The following is an 18524-nucleotide window of genomic DNA, read 5'->3' as shown; positions in this document are numbered from 1 at the left end:
CCCCTCACGACACCCTCCGGCGCTCGATCGGCTTGGCCGTGTCGCCGACGTGCACGACGCGGTCGACGAAGATCCCTGGCAAGTGCACCTCGTCGGGCGGCAGCCGGTCCTCGAACCGTTCGACCTGGGCGATCGTGACCCGCGCGGCCATGGCGGCCAGAGGGTTGAAGTTACGGGCGGTGGCGTGGAAGGCGAGGTTGCCGTACCGGTCGCCGCAGGCGGCGTGGACGAGTCCGACGTCGGTGGTGATCGCCTCTTCGAGGACGTGGTCGCACCCGCCGAACTCTCGGATCTCCCGGGCGGGCGAGGCGACCGCGACCGTCCCCTCGGGGGTGTGCCGCCAGGCCAGGCCGCCGTCGGCGACCTGGGTGCCCACCCCTGCCGGGGTGTAGAAGGCGGGGATCCCGCAGCCGCCGGCGCGCAGCCGTTCGGCGAGCGTGCCCTGCGGCACCAGCTCGACCTCCAGCTCACCGGCCAGGTAACGGCGCGCGAACTCCTTGTTCTCCCCCACGTACGACGCGGTCATCCGCGCGATGCGGCCCGCGGCCAGCAGCACGCCCAGGCCCTGGTCGTCGACGCCGCAGTTGTTGGAGACCACGCGCAGATCCGTGGCGCCCTGGCGCAGCAGCGCCCCGATCAGCTCCATGGGGACCCCGCACAGCCCGAACCCCCCGACGGCGAGTGAGGCCCCGTCCGGGATGCCGGCCACCGCCGCATCCGGGGTGCTCACCTGCTTGTCCATGCTTCACCTCCGTGTCGGAGCCCGACCGTAGGCGGCCAGGAGGCGGGCGGGTACGTCGCCGGCGCACATATCCGCACGTCGCGATATGTGCCCCGCGGCCGCCCAGGCCGCCCGGTGTGGCAGACCGCCACGGGAACGCCGGCGAATGTGGTGCCAGGCCACATGGATCCGGCCCGAACGGCTGCCTAGTGTTCCGCGTCATCTGCACCGGCGAACCGACCGAAACCAGCCGGTGACCGGCACGACACACGCCAAGGAGGGCGAATGGGCGCTCCCGTCCCCGGGCCCCCGATTCTCACGGCACGAAGCCTGGTGAAGGACTTCCGGGGTTTTCGCGCGGTGGACGGGGTCGACCTGGACGTCGCCGAGGGCGCGGTGCACGCGCTCGTCGGCCCGAACGGCGCCGGCAAGACGACACTGTTCCACCTGCTGACCGGCTTCCACCGGCCCAGTGCCGGCAGCATCCGGCTCGGCGGCCGGGACCTGACCGGCAAGAGCCCCGAGCAGGTGGCCCGGCTCGGTGTGGCGCGCTCGTTCCAGATCACCAGCCTGTTCGCGCAGCTGACCCCGCGCGAGCACTTGGAGCTGGCGTTGCAGGCCGGCACGAGCCTGGGCTGGCGGTTCTGGCGGTCCGACCGGGCCCTGGGCCGGTTCTCCGACCGCGCGCTGGAGCTGCTGGAGCAGGTCGGGCTCGCCGCGCACGCCGACGAGCCGGCGGGCGCGCTCGCCTACGGCCGCAAGCGCGCCCTGGAGTTGGCGCTGGCCCTCGCCCTGGATCCGCGGGTACTGCTGCTGGACGAGCCGACCGCCGGGATGGGCACCGAGGACATCGACCGGACCGTCGCGCTGATCGAGGAGGTCCGCGCGGGCCGGACCGTCGTCATGGTCGAGCACAACATGAGCGTCGTGGCCACCCTCGCCGACCGCGTCACGGTCCTGCAGGCCGGGCGGGTGCTGGTCGAGGGTGCCTACGCCCAGGTCCGCCACGATCCCCGCGTGATCAGCGCCTACCTGGGAGACGCCCATGCTGCGCATTGAGGACCTGTCGGCCTGGTACGGCGAGGCGCGCGTGCTGCGCGACGTGTCGCTGAACGTCGCCGCGGGCGAGATCGTCACGCTGGTCGGCCGCAACGGCGCGGGCAAGACGACGCTGCTGCGCTGCGTCATGGGCCTGCACACCGCCCGCGCCACCGGCGCCGTCGGCTTCCTCGGCGCGGACCTGGCGCGCCTGCCCGCGCACCGGCGGGTCCGCCGCGGCCTGGGCTACGTGCCCGACGACCGGGGCGTCTACGCCACGCTCACCGTCGAAGAGAACCTGACGCTCCCGCCGCCCGTCGGGCCGCGGCCGTGGTCGCTGGAGCAGGTGTACGAGACGTTTCCACGCCTGCGGGAGCGCCGCCGCTCCCCCGGCACGAAGCTGTCCGGCGGTGAGCAGCAGATGCTCGCGCTGGCCCGGGTGCTGCGGATGGGCGCGCGGCTGCTGCTGTGCGACGAGCCGACCGAGGGGCTGTCGCCGCTGATCGTCCAGCAGATCGGCACGATCCTGCGCGACGTCAAGGACCAGGGCGTCACCGTCCTGCTCGTCGAGCAGAACCTCCACTTCGCCGCCACGGTCGCCGACCGGCACTACCTGCTGGCCGAGGGCCGGATCGTCCGGTCGCTGGGCAACGACGAGATCCGCGCGCGCGAACACGAGCTGCTGGAACACCTCGGGATCTGAAAAGGCCCCATCACCGATGAGGAGACACATGAGAACTCTGAGCGCCGCGGCTGCGGTGACGGTCGCGGGAGCGTTGCTCGCCGGATGCGCGGGCGGACCCGGCGGGGGCGGAGGGAAGATCAGCGGCGGCAAGGTCGTGCTGGCCGTCCTCAACGACCAGTCCGGCATCTACTCCCAGCTGTCCGGCCAGGGCAGTGTCACGGCGGTGCGCCTGGCCATCGCCGACTACCAGGCCCGGTACGGCGCGAAGGCGGTCGCCAAGAAGATCGACGTCGTCTCCGCCGACCACCAGAACAAACCCGACATCGCCAACAGCAAGGCCCAGGAGCTCTACGACCGGCGGCAGGCCGACGTCATCCTGGACGTGCCGACCTCATCGGCCGCGCTCGCCGTCGCGAACGTCGCCAAGGCCCGCAAGAAGCTGTTCTTCGACGTGTCGGCCGCCACCACCGAGCTGGAGGGCGCGCAGTGCAACAAGTACACCTTCCACTACGGCTACAACAGCTACATGCTGGCCAACGGGACCGGCGGCACCGTCACCCACGACGGCGCGAAGAACTGGTACATCGTCTACCCGGACTACGCCTTCGGGCAGGACATGAACAAGAGCTTCACCACCGCCGTACGCGGCGCGGGCGGCACGGTGGTCAAGAGCGACCCGGCGCCGTTCCCCAACGACAACTTCTCCTCGTTCCTGCTCAAGGCGCCGTCCCTGAACCCGAAGCCGCAGGTGCTGGGCGCCATGCAGGCCGGCGGTGACCTGGTCAACCTCGTCAAGCAGTACAACGAGTACAAGCTGCGCGACAAGGGCATCGGCCTGGCCGTGGGCCTGATGTTCCTCACCGACATCCACTCCCTTGGCCCGGACGCGCTGGCCGGAACGAAGTTCACCGACCCCTGGTACTGGAACGCCGACGCCACCAACCGGGCGTGGGCCGACAAGTTCCAGGCCAAGACCGGTAAGCGCCCCACCTTCGCCAACGCCGCGAACTACTCGGCGGCCCTGCAGTACCTGGACGCGGTCCAGCGCGCCGGCACCGACAAGTCCGACGCCGTGGTCAAGCAGCTGGAGGGCGCGAAGGTCGACGACGCGTTCACCCGCGGCGGCACCATCCGCGCCGCCGACCACCTGCTGACCCACGACGTGTCCCTGGCCCAGGTCAAGGCGGGCAAGGACGTCACCGAGCCGTGGGACTACGAGAAGGTCCTGTCCACCGTCCCGGCCGCCCAGGCGTTCCAGCCCCCGTCCCCCGCCTGCCGGCTCGGCTGAGCCGGCCCGCCGCCCTGTGGCCCGGCCGGCCACGGGCAGACCCAGGAGGTCACTGTGTTGCAACAGGCCTTCAACGGCCTGGTCGGCGGCGCGTTCTACGCGCTGCTCGCCCTCGGCCTGTCGGTCATCTTCGGCATGCTCGGCGTGGTCAACTTCGCCCACGGCGCGTTCTACATGCTCGGTGCCTTCGGCGCGTACGTCCTGCTCGACTCCTTCGGCGTGAACTTCTGGGTCGCGCTGGCCGTCGTGCCGCTCGTCCTGGGCGCCGCCGGGGTGCTGGTCGAGCGGGTGTTCGTGCGGCGGCTCACCGGTCTCGATCCCCTGTACGGCTTCTTGTTCACGTTCGGGCTGGCGCTGATCCTGCAGGACGCGGTCAAACGCGAGTACGGCGTGCAGTCCCAGCCCTACCCCAGGCCGGCGGCGCTGTCCGGCTCCCTGGACCTGGGCCTGTTCGACTATCCGGTGTACCAGGTGTTCGTGCTGGTCCTGTCGGTGCTGGTGTGCGCGGCGACCTGGCTGGCGATGACCCGCACCCGGGTCGGGGTGATCGTACGGGCCGCGACCGAGCGGCCGGAGCTGACCCGGGCGCTGGGCATCGACGTGGGCCGCTGGGTCGCGCCGGTGTTCGGGTTCGGGATCGCGCTGGCGGGCCTGGCCGGGGTGCTGGCGGCGCCGATGCGCGCCGTCAACCCGCTCATGGGCGCCGATCTGATCATCACCGTGTTCGCGGTCGTGGTCATCGGCGGCCTCGGATCGATCTTCGGGTCGGTGGCGGCCGGGTTCGGGATCGGGCTGGTGTCCGCGCTCGGCAACCTGTACGTGCCGGCGCTGTCCCAGACGCTGGTGTTCATTGTGATGGCTGCCGTCCTGCTGTGGCGTCCGGCCGGGCTGTTCGGCCGCGAGGAGGCCGCCCTGTGATCATCTCCCGTCTCGCGGCCCGCCCGGTGCCGCTCGTCGCCGGGCTGCTCATCGCCCTGGCCCTGCCCTGGATGATCTATCCGCCGGTCGCGCTCGACATCGCCTGCTGGGCGCTGTTCGCCGCCGCGGTCGACCTGCTGCTCGGCTTCACCGGGCTGCTGCCGTTCGGCCACGCCGCCTTCTGGGGCGGCTCGGCGTACGTCACGGGCCTGATCGCCCTGCACGCCGGGCTGCCGTTCCCGGTTGCCGTGCTGGGCGGGGCCGTCGCCGCCGCCGTGCTGGCGGTGCCCATCGGATACCTGTCGGCCCGGCTGCGCGGCATCTACTTCGCGATGGTCACCTTGGCGTTCGCGCAGGTGGTGTACTTCGTGGCCAATCAGTGGCGCGGCCTGACCGGCGGGGAGAACGGCCTGCAGGGCATCCCCCGCGAGTTCTTCGGGATCGACCTGTCCGACCCGTTCTTCTTCTACTACGCGGGACTGCCGTTCGTGCTGGCCGGGCTGCTGGCCGCCTGGCGCATCGTGCGCTCCCCGTTCGGCCGGGTCCTGGTCGCCGTCCGCGACAACCCCGCCCGCGCCCAGGCCCTCGGCTATCCGGTGGCCCGCTACAAGCTGGCCGCGTTCGTGCTGTCGGCGGCGCTGTCCGGGCTCGCCGGCGGCCTGTTCGCGATCGGCCACGGGTTCGCCTCGCTGGACGAGGTGTACTGGACCACCTCCGGCCAGGTCGTGATGATGGTCGTCCTGGGCGGGATCGGCACCTTGTGGGGCGGCGCGTTCGGCGCCGCGCTGATCATCGAGCTCGACGACTACCTGTCCACGGCCGGATTCCAGGAGATCGGCCTGGTCACTGGCACCATCTTCGTGGTGATCGTGCTGGTCTTCCGCCGCGGCGTGTGGGGCACCGTCCGCGACGCCCTGCGGGCCCGCGCCGCCCGGCCCGCATCCGGACCGCCGCCAGAGGAGCCGCGGACGGCGGCCGAACCGGTGGACGCGCCGGCCCGCCCCGCCCGGTAGCCGCCGGCCCGCCCGGTAGCCGCTGCCTCGGACGTCCGGCCCTCGACCCGGCGGCCGGCCTCCGCCCCCTCCCCTCCCGACGACCCCGCGCCGCGGGCAGCCCGCGGCGCGCACCCCAAGGAGCATGACGTGGCCGTGCCCACCGACACTGTGATCTCCAGACCGTCCGGCGATCCGGACCTGTCCGGGCGCCGCGCCCTGGTGACCGGGGCCGCCAGCGGCATCGGTCTGGCCTGTGCCCGGCGGCTCGCCGCCGCCGGCGCCGACCTGCTCATCGTCGACGTGCGTGAGGACGCCGCACGGGCTGCGGCCGCCGAGCTCGGCGGCCGGGCCCTCAGCGTTGACCTGTCCGACCCCGAGGCGGTCGAGGACGTCGACTGCGACGGCGTCGACATCCTGGTCAACAACGCCGGCCTGCAGCACGTCGCCCCGGTCACCGAATTCCCCCCGGACACCTTCGCCCGCATCCAGCGAATCATGGTGGAGGCGCCGTTCCGGCTGGCCCGCCGCGCCCTGCCCGGCATGTACGAACGCGGCTGGGGACGCATCGTGAACATCTCCTCCATCCACGGCCACCGCGCCTCCCCGTACAAGGCCGCCTACGTCACCGCCAAGCACGCCCTGGAGGGCCTGTCGAAGGTGATCGCCCTGGAGGCCGCCCCGTACGGCGTGACCGCCAACTGCGTCAGCCCCTCCTACGTCCGCACCCCGCTGGTGGAGGAGCAGATCGCCGACCAGGCCGCCGCTCACGGCATGGACTCCGGGCAGGTCATCGACCAGATCATGCTCGCCAAGGCCGCGATCCGCCGCCTCATCGAGCCCGACGAGGTCGCCGCCCTCGTCGCCTACCTGTGCTCCCCGGCGGCGGCCATGGTCACCGGTTCGTCCCTCACCATCGACGGCGGCTGGACCGCGCACTGAAAATGACCGCCATGAGCTGTGACGTCTTCCTCGACCTGCTGGCACGCGAGGCCTCGGCCGCCGAGTTCGAGGCGCCCCTGCTGGAGGCCCGCGTGGCCGGGGCGGACCCGGGCGTGCTCGCGGAGCTGGAGACGACCAAGCTCGCCGCCCTGCGGGTACGGTCGCTGCTGGAACACCGCGCCCGCCGGGAGGCCGAACTCGCCGCCCTGTTCGACACCGCCAGCGACCTGGCCGGCCTGCGCGGCCTCGACGCGGTCCTGGAGGCGATCGTGCGCCGCGCCCGCCGGCTCCTGGGCGCCGACGTGTCGTACATGACCCTCACCGACGACGACCGCGGCGACACCTGCATGCGGGTGACGGACGGATCGGTGTCGGCGGCGTTCCGCTCCCTGCGCATCCCCTTCGGCGCGGGCCTGGCGGGCCTGGTCGCCCAGACCGGCACCCCCTACAGCACCCCCGACTACTTCGACGACCAGCGGTTCCGCCACCGCACCTACATCGACGCGGCGGTGCAGGAGGAGGATCTGGTGGCGATCCTGGGCGTCCCGATGCGCCTGGGCTCACGCGTCATCGGTGTGCTGTTCGCCTCCAACCGCAGCGCCCGCCCGTTCGTGCCCGAGGAGGTCGCGCTGCTGGGCTCCCTGGCCGCCCACGCGGCCATCGCCATCGACAACGCCCGCCTGCTCGACGAGACCCGCGCGGCCCTGGAAGAGCTCAGCGCCGCCAACGAGCTCATCAAGGCGCGCAGCGCGGCGGTGGAGCGCGCCGCCCAGGCCCACGACCGGATGACGACCCTGGTCGTGCGCGGCGGCGGCGTCCAGGACGTCGCGGAGGTCATCATCGACGTGCTCGGCGGCGCGCTGCTCGTCCGAGACGCCGAAGGCCGCCGGTTGGCCGCCGTCGGCGCGATCGGCGAACCCGACGACGACATCGTCGCCGAGGCGGCGGCCGCGTCCCGGGCCCTGGGCCGCGCCGTGCAGCGCGGACGGCTGTGGATCGCCTCGATCGCCACCGGCGCCGAAACGCTCGGCACCATCATCCTGCGCACCCCCGAAGCCGGGGAGCTGTCAGCCAGCGACCAGCGGATCCTCGAACGCGGCGCCCTGGTCACCGCGCTGCTGCTGCTGTTCCGCCGCAGCGTCGCCGAGGCCGAGGGCCGGGTCCGCGGCGAGCTGCTGGACGACCTGCTCACCGGCCGCGCCACCGACGTCGACGCGCTGCGGGCCCGCGCCCGCCTGGTCGGCGTCGACCTCGGCGCCCCGCACGTCCTGCTCGTCGTCCGTCACGACGGAGACCGGCAGCGCGCCGCGTTCTGGGCCGCCTCCTACGCCTCGGCCGCCGGCGGGCTGGCCGCCGCGCGCGGCGAGGAGATCGTACTGCTGCTGCCCGGCCTGGATCCGGGCGCCGCCGCCCGCCGCGTCGCCAAGGAATGCGGCACCGCCCTCGGTACGACGGCGACGGCCGGGGCAGTCGGCCCCGTCCAGGAGGCGGCCGAGGTCGCGGCGGCCCATCGCGAAGCGGGCCGCTGCGCCGACGCGCTCCTCGCCCTCGGCCGCGCCGGGCAGGGGGCCGACGCCGCCGAACTCGGCTTCGTCGGCCTGCTCGTCGGCGACGGCAGAGACGTCACCGGCTTCCTGACCTCCGCGCTCGGCCCCGTCATGGACTACGACGGGCGTCGCGGCACCAAGCTCGTGCGGACCTTGGAGGTCTACTTCGAGGCCGGCGGAAGCCTGTCGCGGGCGGCCGAGCGCCTGCACGTCCACGTCAACACCGTCACCCAGCGCCTGGACCGGGTCGGCAAGCTGCTCGGCGAACGCTGGCAGTCCCCGGAGCACGCGCTGGAGATCCAGCTCGCGCTCCGACTGCGCCGCCTCACCGTCCCCGGCGACGCGGACGGCAACCGGGACGGCGCCTCGGGGTGAAGGCGGCTCAGGCCGCATGCAACGTGCCGCCACGCTCGCCGCCTGGGGGCGCGGTCCGGCCCTGGCGGCGGCTGTCCGTCGGTCACGGTCCGGCTACCGACCGTTTCTTAGCACTACTTTGCCACACAAAACTATCTATCTCACTTCTCTCATATGTCCGCTCGGGTCCGATTGACCGGGCGGTCAGTCAGGGAATTCTTGAAGGGACAAGACCTCCACATCGGACCTCCCGGAGGCGGCCCAATGGGTAAAATCGCTTGGCAGAACGCGGTCGCGTTTCTGGCCGGACTCGCCGTACTACTCGCCCCCGGCCTGTGGGCGGACAACGCGGGCAAGCAGCCCCTCATGGTGCTCGGCGCCCTGCTCACGCTCTCGGGTCTGTACGCGCTCCTGTCGGCGGCGGGTCCTCTGCCGTGGACGACAACGGCCTTCGCGGCGCTGATCTTCATCTCGCCGTGGGCCTTCGGATTCACCGGTTCGGACGCCGCGGCCTGGACGGCATGGATCGCCGGCGGTGTCGCGACTATTGTCGGCGTGTGGGATGCGATCCAGGTTCGGAGCACGTCGGCGGCGACATGACCCAAGGCCCCGAGACGGCCCCTGGGCGCACCCGCTCAGGGGCCGCGACTCTTTTCGGCGGTTCCACGAAATAACACCGGGAGGGCGTATGAGACGGTCACATGACGTATCCGCCGATACACGCACCCGGATTCTCGACGCCGCCGAGGAGCTCTTCGCGGAGGCCGGTTACAACGGCTCCTCCACCGCGGGGATCGCCAAGCGGGCCAAGGTCCCCAAGGGGCTGGTCTTTCACTACTTCCCGCAGAAGATCGACGTCCTGACCGCACTGATCCACGAGCGAACGTTCGTCGAGGAGGTCTCCGACGCCGAGACCGCGCACAGTGACCCGGCCGATGCGCTGTCCGGGCTCGCGCGGCGGTTTCCGCTGCAGGCCTCGCCGACGATGCGCCGCATCCTCTTCCGCGAGGCCGACACGCACGGCTCGGCCCGTGAGCGCCTCAGGCGGGTCAACGCCGAGGTCGTACGCCGCGCCCGCAGCGCGCTCGAACTCACCCTGCCCGGCGGCCGCGGCGACGCCGCTCGCCTCGAGGCCGCCGCGGCCACGTTCGCCACGGTCCTGCTCTACCAGGAGGGCCTCCAGCACCTCACCGGCCAGCACATCGATCCCGACGCGGTCGCCGAGCTCATCGTCCACGCCCTCGGCGCGTGACTTACTACCTGGGCGACACCGGCAGAGCAACCGGGCCCGGCGGTCGGGTCGGTGCGGTCAAGAGCAGGCGGTCGTGAGCGGGCCGCCGTGGAGAGCCGACGAGATGAGCCGACGCATCGCCATATCGTCGAGTTCCTTGGCGTGCTCGACCGCACGTCCGGGGCAGAATGACTGGACGCTGGCGTTGGTCGCGCCCGGAAGGGACACCTTCTCTTCATTTCCGTTGTCGCTGAACAGGTGGAAATAGGGGATCGTGCCGGGGGTCGGATCTCCTGCGTTCAGCTCATTCAAGAAGGCGGAGTCGGGCACCATGTCGGCGCAGCCCTGCCAGATGACGGCGCACAGGACCGCCACGACGACGCCGTAGTTCGGCGTTCCCACGTCGATGAAGGTGGCGACTCGATCGAGCCCGTGAAGGTACTTGACGTAGTAACGCCCGGCGAGCCCCCCTTCGGAATGCGCGACGATGTCGACCCGCGACGCACCCGTGGCTCCGCGGATCCGTGTGACCGCTGAGGCGACGACGGCCGCAGCCTCCTTTATCGCCGCAGTCCCGGGGGGAGAACCGGGCAACTGCATGGTGTAGACGGTGTCCCCTTCGGACCGGAGCCACGACGCGAAGGCGTCGAGAGAGGTCCGTTGAGCGTCGAAACCACTGATGAGCAGGACCGGCTCTCGGACCGCGGCGCGCGCGGGGAGGGCGAAGACGAATCCGATCAGCGCGAGCAGGGCGGCGAGCCCGGAAACCAGCGCGGATCTCGCACCCGGCGGGTGAGGTGAATCCGGTGAGCGCACGATGCCCCCCCTTCCTCGAGCGAGGAAATAGGTCGTGACGCACTACAACGTACCGTTGTCCAACGGTACGTTCAATGATGGCTCGCTGATCATTGGCCCGTAATATCGCGGATCGATACACTCGCGACAATACGACTGATCGGCGCGAAAGATGAGCAATGACATCGTCTGTCGAGTACACGATCGATGAATTGGCGCGTATAGCAGGCGTCACCGTCCGAAGTGTTCGTGTTTACCATGAGCGTGGTGTTCTCCCGCCACCACGGGTCCGTGGCCGTACCGGTTACTACGACACGGCACACCTCGCTCGGCTCCAGGCGATCGGCCGTCTCCTGGAGCGCGGCATGAAACTCGCCGGGATCAAGGAGCTTTTCGAGGCATGGGAGCGCGGCGAGGGGCTGGCGGAGGTGCTCGGCCTTGTCGATCAGGTCGCGACGCCGTATCACGCGGAGACGACCGAGACCGTCTCCGTCGAGGAACTCGGGAAGTACGGCACCGCCACGCCGGAGAATCTGCGGCGCGCCATCACGCTCGGTGTCTACGAACCTGCCGATGACGCCGGAACGTACCGGGTGCTCAGCCCTCGTCTGTCCAGGTTCGGCGCCGCGCTGATCGACGCCGGTGTCCCGGTGGAACGCGCCCTCGCCGAACTCGAGCGACTCACGGCCGACTGCGACCGGATCGCCGCGCGTCACGTCCGGCTCTTCCACGAGCTGATCTGGGAGCCCTACAAGCGTTCACCGCGCACACCCGACGATCTCGCGCAGGTCACTCGATACCTCGCCGTGACCCGGAACATGTCCACGGAGGCGGCCGCCGAACTCATATCTCGTGCGTTGCAGCGCTCGCTCGAAGCCGACACGCCCGAACTGCTCGATGCGGTACGCGACGTGGAGACCGGCCACTCCATACGCGATGCCGGCCTGCGATGAACCAACGCGCGAGCCCGACCACAGGGCCGCGCACCGGACCCCGTCCTGCCCTTGGGAGGCGTGAAGACGTGAGCGTGTTCGGACATTGGACGCGAACCGAGGGCCTTCCCGCCTTCGCTTACCGGGATGCCGGCACGACCTGGGACCCGATCATCGACCCGCCCGCCACTGGGCACCGGGTGCACCTGGGCAACCGCCGGATCACCCTGGCGGCGGACACTGAGGGGCGCAGCGGCCTGTGGGATGAGCACACGGGATGCCGGTGGATCACCGAGCGGACCGGGGTGTCCCGGCTGGGCGGGCTGTCCACTGAGGGCGCACACACGGGAGTGTTCGGGCCGACCTTCTCGCAGGTCCGGGTGGCGGACGAGGACGCGACGCTGGAGCGCACCGTGTTGTGCCCCGAGGGAGAGGCGCCGTGGGTGCTGATCCGCATCGAGGTCGTCAACCAGAACGACGCGGCGATGCGCCGCGCGTTGACCGAGGAGTGGGTGGTGCGCCCACGCCTGGTCGACCTGGAGTTCGGCCCGCGCCAGAACGGCACCGAGGCTGAAGGCCAAGCCGTGCTGCTCGAGAACGTCGGCGGCGAGCGGGTCACCGCCGAATCGGGACCGCTGGCCCTGACGGTCGAGGTCGATCTGCCGCCGGGCGGAAGCCGGACGCTGTGGTTCCGGTTCGGGCTGGACGACGGCTGTCCGCCCACGGACCCCGCCGCGCTGTATTCCGGCAGCCTGACCGCATTGCGGGAACGGCTCCCGTCGGCGTCGGCGAGGCGGGCACCGGAGGCTGCCGCCGAGGTTCCGTGGCACGCGGCCCTCCTCACCGGAGGAGCATGCGTCGACGGGGTCCTCGGAGGCCACACTCTCGACCAGGGCTCGGCGTACTCGTTCCGGCACGGTTTCAACGGCGCGGCGCGGGACCCGCTGCAGCACGCGCTGCCACTGGTCTACGTCGAACCGGACCTCGCCCTGTCGGTGCTTCGTAACACCTGCGCATGGGGGAGCCCGGACGGCGACCTGCCTTACGCGCTCGACGGTCGAAAACGGCCCTGGACCGATCTGTTCCGGCCGTCCGACCAGAACCTGTGGGCGCTGTGGCTGGCCGCCGAGTACGCCGCGGCGACCGGAGACCTCGATGCCTTCGCGCGTCCGGTGCCGTATCACCCCTGCCATCGCGCCGATCCGGTACCGCTCGAGGAGAACCTCCGGCGGCAGTTCCGGTTCTTCATCGACGAGGTGGGCGTAGGCGAGCACGGTCACGTGCGCATCCTGAACGCGGACTGGAACGACCTCGCGCTCGGCGAGACCGGGATCGACCGGGAGGTGATGATCGAGCACGGCGAGTCCGTGCTCAACTCGGCGATGGCCGCATGGGTGCTCCCGGTGTACGCGGGACTGGCCGAGCGGCTCGGTGACACCGCCACCGCCGTGGAGGCCCGCGCGTACGCGGCCGACCTTCGTGAGCGGGTCGCGAGTGAATGGAACGGCCGCTGGTTCCGGCGCGCGTACGGTCCCGGCGCTGACCCGGTCGGCGACAACGACCTCTGGCTGGAGGTGCAGCCGTGGGCGATCCTGTGCGGTGCGGCCGACCCCGCGCGGGCACGGTCGCTGCTCACCACCATCGACGAGACCTGCCGGGCAGGGTCACCGCTCGGCGCGCGGGTCCGCCCGCCGTCCCGCCAGGGGGATCGCGGTTCTGTGTGGTTCTCCATCAACATGACCCTGATCTGGGCGGCCGCACGCCACGATCCCGACCTCGCGTGGGACGAATGGCGGCGCATGACCCTGCATGCGCATTCGGCGGCCTATCCCGGCACGTGGACGGGCACGCTCTCCGGCCCGGACGCCTACCTCGCTCCGGAGAGCGATCGTCCCGGGGAGACGTGGGCCCTCCCGGCGCTCGGCGTCGCGATGCAGGCATACCCGGTCGCCAACCTGCACAGCCACGCCCAGCCGTTGCTGGGCTACCTGCGGCTGCTCGGCGTGGAACCCACCGCTGACGGGCGGATGCGATGCGGCGGGGACGGGCACTTCGAAAGCCGCACGCTCACGGTCCGTCCTGACGGTTCGGGACGGCTTCGGGGCGTCGGGACGATCGGAGTGCTCACTCGGGACGGCCACACGGTTCGCGGCACGGGCGAGCTGACGTGGCAGTGAGTCCCGCCGGTGTCGCCGGCGGCCGGAGCCGCCTCGTGGCCATGACCTGTCTAAGGCATGCGCGTTGATGGACGGTGCCGGGCTCCGGACCCGCGTTCCGCGTCGCGTGGACGTCGCGGCCGAGCGCGGGGCCTGGCGGCATCCCGCACGCTTCATTCGTTTGCGAGCGGAGTTGCATCCCATGCAGGTGCCCGACGATCTGGAGCTTGGGCAAGTAAGGAACCGCCTCACTCGAGGGCCGGATAGGCAGGACCACCCTGCTGGGCCGTTGAGCAGACCGCCTGAAGGCGGGCATCGCCGTGGATCGCCACCGCCTGCCTGGACAAGCGTCCCCAGGCGCGGCCGACCGTCCCCCAGATCCAGGCCGCCGTCGTGCCACCGGTGATGGTCGCCCCGACCCTCGTCGAGCAGAACCCGACCCTCGTCAAGCAGACCGACACACGTGTGGCGACCAGAACCCTGCCTGTGCCATCCGGGCTCAGCCGCCGGCGCGTTCTGGCCGCCGGAGGTGCGGCCGCTGTCGCCGTGACCGCCGCAGTGACCTCCCCCGCGCTTCTGACCGGCAGCCGGAAGAAGCCCCGTACGAACGGCCCCAGCCCGGCTCCGGTCGACACGCGCCCCGTCAACCCGCCACGGACCCTCTGGCAACTGACCGTCACCACCGAAGTCAACGCCGTCGCCACCCGGGATAAGGTCTTGGTGGCCGAGAATGCCGAGACGGACGATGGCGAGGTCAACGCGACGCTGTCCGGTCTAGATCCCAAGAACGGCGCGCGCCGTTGGAAGTGGACCGCTCCCGGCATGTCGGCGATCCGCGCGGTCGCCCAGCATCACAACACGCTCTACGCGGCCACCGAGTCCCGGCTCTACGCGCTCGAGGAGTCCAGCAGGAGGCGGCTGTGGTCCGCCGAGGCGCCTTTCTCGGTGTTCGACGTGGTGGACACGGCGGTGGCGGGCTGGGCTGATGACGGTTCTGGCCCCTCGACCTTGATTTGCTTGGATCGGGCCGGCGGCCACCGGCGATGGACTTACAGCGCCGGTGCCGCCGACACCGAGTGGATCAGCGTCTCCGACACGACCGTGACCTTCGCCGACGGCTCGGATATGACCGCTCCGAACGTCTACGCCATGGACACGGTCACGGGCAAGCAGCGCTGGCAGTTCGCCGCCGGCAGGTATTTCGGCCATCCGCTGGCCACCAGCGACGCCGTGTATGTGGGTGGTCAGGGATCATCGCCGTTCTGTGCGCTCGACGCCAAGACCGGTCACGTCCGCTGGAAGGCCGCGTTCGGGCAGACCGACGCGGCACCGGTGGCCGACCAGTCGACGGTGTACGTCATCGACGGCAGCGCCAACACCCTGCACGCTCTCAATATCACCGACGGCTCCGAGCGGTGGAAGTTCGAAGGCACGCGGTTCCTGGGCGTGTGGGGTCCGTTCAGCGGCATCGTCTACCTGACCGGCTCCTACGACATGACCTACGCCCTGCATGCCGAGACCGGACGCCTCCTGTGGAGCTACCACGCCATCACGCCCGAGCAAGTCGCCACCACCGGAGACAGCACTCTCATCCTCACCTGCTCCCCGGCCGTGGGGAAGATCACCCTGTACGGCCTACGCGCGTAGCAGGCCCGTCGCGGGTCACCAGCCGCTCGCCAGCGTGATCCGTAGACACGCCGGCCGTGGGTTCCTGCGGCGCGCGATCGCCGCGTAGTCCGCACGACGCGCCGGAATCAAACGTGGCCGCTGCGCGCTGGAGTCCGTGTGAAGAAGCTTGGTTTCCTCTCCTTCGGGCACTGGGCGCCGAACCCGCAGTCGCGAACCCGGACCGCCAGTGACTTCCTGCACCAGTCCATCGACCTCGCGGTCGCGGCCGAGGAACTCGGCTTGGACGGGGCGTACTTCCGTGTGCATCACTTCGCCCGCCAGGCGAGCAGCCCGTTCCCGCTCCTCACCGCGATCGGCACGCGTACCTCGAGAATCGAGATCGGCACCGGCGTGATCGACATGCGGTACGAGAACCCGATGTACATGGCAGAGGACGCCGGCGCGGCCGACCTCATCGCAAACGGCAGGCTGCAACTCGGCATCAGCCGCGGCTCCCCCGAACAGGTGATCGACGGATGGAGCTACTTCGGCTACGCCCCCGCCGAGGGCGAAACGGACGCCGACATGGCCCGCCGACACGCGGAGACGTTCCTCACGGTGATCGAGGGCAAGGGCTTCGCGCGGCCGAACCCACGGCCGATGTTCCCCAACCCGCCAGGTCTGCTGCGGCTCGAACCGCACTCCGAGGGCCTGCGCGACCGCATCTGGTGGGGCTCCGGGTCGAACGCTACCAGCGTGTGGGCCGCCAAGCTCGGCATGAACCTGCAGAGTTCCACGCTCAAGGACGATGAGACCGGTGAGCCGCTGCACGTCCAGCAGCGCAAGCAGATCGAGGCGTTCCGCGAGGCGTGGAAGGAGGCCGGCCACCAGCGGGAGCCGCGGGTATCGGTGAGCCGCAGCATCTTCGCCCTCACGACCGACCTGGACCGCGCCTACTTCGGAAACGACCACAATTCACAGGATCAGATCGGCATGATCGACGAGACGACCAGGGCGATCTTCGGACGGTCGTACGCCGCCGAGCCGGACATCCTGGTCAAGGAACTCGCCCAAGACGAGGCCATCCAATCCGCGGACACCCTGCTGCTGACCATCCCGAGCCAGCTCGGTGTCGACTACAACGCCCACCTGCTGGAGAACATCCTCAAACACGTCGCACCGGACCTCGGATGGCGCTGAACGGCGCCCCGCAACAGGCGATGCCGACGGTTGGTCACCCAAACGCGGACTACCTTTTTTGACACGGTAGAGGTCACTGGTTCAATCCCCGTATTGCCCACCACATCAATGCAGGTCAGGCCATGCGCCTGGCCTGCATTTCGGTTTCGGGTGCTAATGATCGGCCGGAGTCCCGCCCATATCCGCCCGGCTTTTCCCGAGTGCTACGGCGAAGCCGGCCAGGAGGGGTGAGCCGCCTGTTACCGTAGAGGCATGTCTACGCCCCGAGTCTCCTAGCTGAGGACCCGCTTCCACGCCAGAAGTGTGTCTTTTTGCTTTCTCGGAGCGTCATCTCATGATTACTGTTCGCGATGTCGAGCTGCGCGCGGGTGCCCGCCTGCTGCTCTCGAACCTCTCCTTCACCGTCTCCCCCGGCGACCGCATCGGCCTCGTCGGCCGCAACGGCGCGGGCAAGACCACCTTGATGACCGCCCTCGCGGGCAGGGCGAAGCCTGCCGCCGGGACGATCATCCGTACCGGCACGGTTGGGTTCCTTGCGCAGGACTCCCGCGCCGCCGACCCGGCCGTGACGGTCACCGACCGGATCCTGTCCGCCCGTGGCCTGGATGCGGCGCTGGAACGGCTGCGTACGGCTGAGGCCGCGATGGCTGCGGCGGCCGGGCCCGCCGCGCTGGAGCGGGCGATGCGCGCCTATAGCCGTGCCGAGGTGGCTTTCCAGGCCGGCGGCGGGTACGCGGCCGAAGCCGAGGCCGCCCGCGTGGCGGCCGGGCTTGGCCTCCCCGAGCGGGTGCTGACCGAGCCGGTCGGCAATCTCTCGGGCGGGCAGCGGCGCCGGGTGGATCTGGCACGGATCCTGTTCGCCGGGCACGACGGTGCGCTGCTGCTGGACGAGCCGACCAACCACCTGGACGCCGATTCCGTCACCTGGCTGCGCACCTTCCTCCAAGGCCACCAGGGCGGCCTGGTGGTGATCAGCCATGACACCGCTCTGCTCGCCGAGGTCGTCAACCGGGTCTTCCACCTGGACGCCACCCGCGCGACGATCGACCTTCACAACACCGGCTGGGCCGTGTATCTGACCCAGCGTGAGGCGGACCGGCGACGGCGCGAGCGGGAGCGGGCGAACGCCGAGCGCAAGGCCGCCGCCCTGCACGCCCAGGCGGACAAGATGAAGGCCCGCTCGGCCACCGCGGTCATGGCCCGCAGCATGACCCGTCGCGCGGACCGCATGCTCGCAGAGCTGGAACCGGCCCGCCGGACCGAGAAGGTGGCCCGGATCCGGCTGCCCGAACCAGAGCCGTGCGGCCGGATGCCGCTCGGCACGGTTGGCCTGGCCAAGTCCTACGACGGCCACCAGGTCCTCAACGGCGTCGATCTTGCCGTGGACCGGGGTAGTCGCCTGGTCGTGCTCGGCCTCAATGGCGCGGGCAAGACCACCCTGCTGCGCCTCCTGGCTGGCAAGGAGCGCCCGGATGCCGGACGGGTGGTGCACGGGCACGGGCTGCGGCTGGGCTACTTCGCCCAGGAGCACGACACCCTCGACCCCGCCCGTACGGTCCGGCAGAACCTGTCGGACGCCGCGCCTCACCTGACGAATGGAGAAGCAAGGCGGGTCCTGGGCGCGTTCTTGTTCAGCGGGGACGACGCCGACAAGCACGCCGGGGTGCTTTCCGGCGGGGAGAAGACTCGTCTGGCACTGGCCGGGCTGGTCCACTCCGGAGCCAACGTGCTGCTCCTAGACGAGCCGACCAACAACCTCGACCCCGCCTCCCGCGACGAGGTCCTGGCTGCCGTCGGCTCCTACCCCGGCGCGATCGTGATGGTCACCCACGACGAGGGCGCCATCGACGCCCTCCGCCCCGGCCGCGTCCTGCTGCTGCCGGACGCGGACGAGGACCTGTGGAGCGAGGACTACCGCGACCTGGTCGCCCTCGCCTGACACCGCTCCCCTCACCCCGGCCGGCGTGGCTCCTGGGCCCGTCGGCCGGGTGGTGGGGCGGCTCGTTCCACGGGCTGCTCCACTCCACGGCAGCCGTCACCGCTCACCGTGGAGCGTGCCGCATCTTCCTGTATGTACCGAAGGGCACCGTGCTGTCCACTACCCTGCGCGGTGCCAA

Annotated in this window: 16 protein-coding genes; 14 read left to right on the top strand and 2 right to left on the bottom strand. The window is 70.8% G+C overall.

Annotated features, from left to right (window positions below; all coding sequences use genetic code 11):
- Window positions 1–4 precede the first annotated feature (4 nt).
- Complete coding sequence (locus tag AB0I04_RS06140) at window positions 5–742, bottom strand: CoA transferase subunit A (protein ID WP_360879788.1); 738 nt, start codon at window positions 740–742, stop codon at window positions 5–7.
- Window positions 743–1006: 264 nt separating this feature from the next.
- On the opposite strand from AB0I04_RS06140, the gene AB0I04_RS06135 reads away from it, so the two are divergent.
- The 9 genes from AB0I04_RS06135 to AB0I04_RS06095 all read left to right on the top strand — a co-directional run bounded on the left by AB0I04_RS06135 (window position 1007) and on the right by AB0I04_RS06095 (window position 9737).
- Entirely contained in the window at window positions 1007–1780 is a 774-nt protein-coding gene (locus tag AB0I04_RS06135; protein ID WP_360879785.1) for an ABC transporter ATP-binding protein, read from the top strand.
- Complete coding sequence (locus AB0I04_RS06130) at window positions 1767–2462, top strand: ABC transporter ATP-binding protein (protein ID WP_360879782.1); 696 nt, start codon at window positions 1767–1769, stop codon at window positions 2460–2462. Before AB0I04_RS06135 ends, AB0I04_RS06130 begins: the two co-directional genes overlap by 14 nt.
- A 28-nt stretch (window positions 2463–2490) precedes the next feature.
- Window positions 2491–3732, top strand: a complete 1242-nt coding sequence (locus AB0I04_RS06125; protein WP_360879779.1) for an ABC transporter substrate-binding protein — start codon at window positions 2491–2493, stop codon at window positions 3730–3732.
- Window positions 3733–3786: 54 nt separating this feature from the next.
- Window positions 3787–4650, top strand: coding sequence for a branched-chain amino acid ABC transporter permease (locus AB0I04_RS06120; RefSeq protein ID WP_360879776.1), 864 nt, complete (start codon window positions 3787–3789; stop codon window positions 4648–4650).
- A complete protein-coding gene (locus AB0I04_RS06115) occupies window positions 4647–5663 on the top strand; it encodes a branched-chain amino acid ABC transporter permease (RefSeq protein ID WP_360879773.1) in 1017 nt (338 codons plus the stop codon). Before AB0I04_RS06120 ends, AB0I04_RS06115 begins: the two co-directional genes overlap by 4 nt.
- A 129-nt stretch (window positions 5664–5792) precedes the next feature.
- The gene (locus AB0I04_RS06110; protein WP_360879770.1) at window positions 5793–6584 is read left to right on the top strand and encodes a 3-hydroxybutyrate dehydrogenase; all 792 of its coding nucleotides are present in this window, start codon (window positions 5793–5795) and stop codon (window positions 6582–6584) included.
- An 11-nt stretch (window positions 6585–6595) separates the two neighbouring features.
- Window positions 6596–8506 (top strand): helix-turn-helix domain-containing protein, encoded by a 1911-nt coding sequence (locus tag AB0I04_RS06105; protein WP_360879767.1) that lies wholly within the window; start codon window positions 6596–6598, stop codon window positions 8504–8506.
- A gap of 243 nt (window positions 8507–8749) precedes the next feature.
- The gene (locus tag AB0I04_RS06100) at window positions 8750–9085 is read left to right on the top strand and encodes an SPW repeat protein (RefSeq protein WP_360879764.1); all 336 of its coding nucleotides are present in this window, start codon (window positions 8750–8752) and stop codon (window positions 9083–9085) included.
- Between the two features lie 88 nt (window positions 9086–9173).
- Entirely contained in the window at window positions 9174–9737 is a 564-nt protein-coding gene (locus AB0I04_RS06095; protein ID WP_360879761.1) for a helix-turn-helix domain-containing protein, read from the top strand.
- A 57-nt stretch (window positions 9738–9794) separates the two neighbouring features.
- On the opposite strand, the gene AB0I04_RS06090 is transcribed toward AB0I04_RS06095, so the two are convergent.
- Window positions 9795–10532 (bottom strand): alpha/beta hydrolase, encoded by a 738-nt coding sequence (locus AB0I04_RS06090; protein ID WP_360879758.1) that lies wholly within the window; start codon window positions 10530–10532, stop codon window positions 9795–9797.
- Between the two features lie 158 nt (window positions 10533–10690).
- On the opposite strand from AB0I04_RS06090, the gene AB0I04_RS06085 reads away from it, so the two are divergent.
- The 5 genes from AB0I04_RS06085 (at window position 10691) to AB0I04_RS06065 (ending at window position 18346) form a co-directional block, all read left to right on the top strand.
- Entirely contained in the window at window positions 10691–11464 is a 774-nt protein-coding gene (locus AB0I04_RS06085; RefSeq protein ID WP_360879755.1) for a MerR family transcriptional regulator, read from the top strand.
- A 68-nt stretch (window positions 11465–11532) separates the two neighbouring features.
- Entirely contained in the window at window positions 11533–13620 is a 2088-nt protein-coding gene (locus AB0I04_RS06080; protein ID WP_360879752.1) for a hypothetical protein, read from the top strand.
- Between the two features lie 372 nt (window positions 13621–13992).
- Window positions 13993–15246 carry a PQQ-binding-like beta-propeller repeat protein gene (locus AB0I04_RS06075; RefSeq protein ID WP_360879749.1) on the top strand — a complete coding sequence of 418 codons (1254 nt, stop codon included), beginning with the start codon at window positions 13993–13995 and terminating at the stop codon, window positions 15244–15246.
- Between the two features lie 138 nt (window positions 15247–15384).
- Complete coding sequence (locus tag AB0I04_RS06070) at window positions 15385–16407, top strand: LLM class flavin-dependent oxidoreductase (RefSeq protein ID WP_360879746.1); 1023 nt, start codon at window positions 15385–15387, stop codon at window positions 16405–16407.
- A gap of 334 nt (window positions 16408–16741) precedes the next feature.
- Window positions 16742–18346, top strand: coding sequence for an ABC-F family ATP-binding cassette domain-containing protein (locus AB0I04_RS06065; RefSeq protein WP_360879743.1), 1605 nt, complete (start codon window positions 16742–16744; stop codon window positions 18344–18346).
- Window positions 18347–18524 lie beyond the last annotated feature (178 nt).

The organism is Actinoallomurus sp. NPDC050550 (assembly GCF_040655075.1).
In the GTDB taxonomy this organism is placed as follows: Bacteria; Actinomycetota; Actinomycetes; order Streptosporangiales; family Streptosporangiaceae; genus Actinoallomurus.
This window is presented reverse-complemented; position numbering and strand designations above follow the sequence as displayed.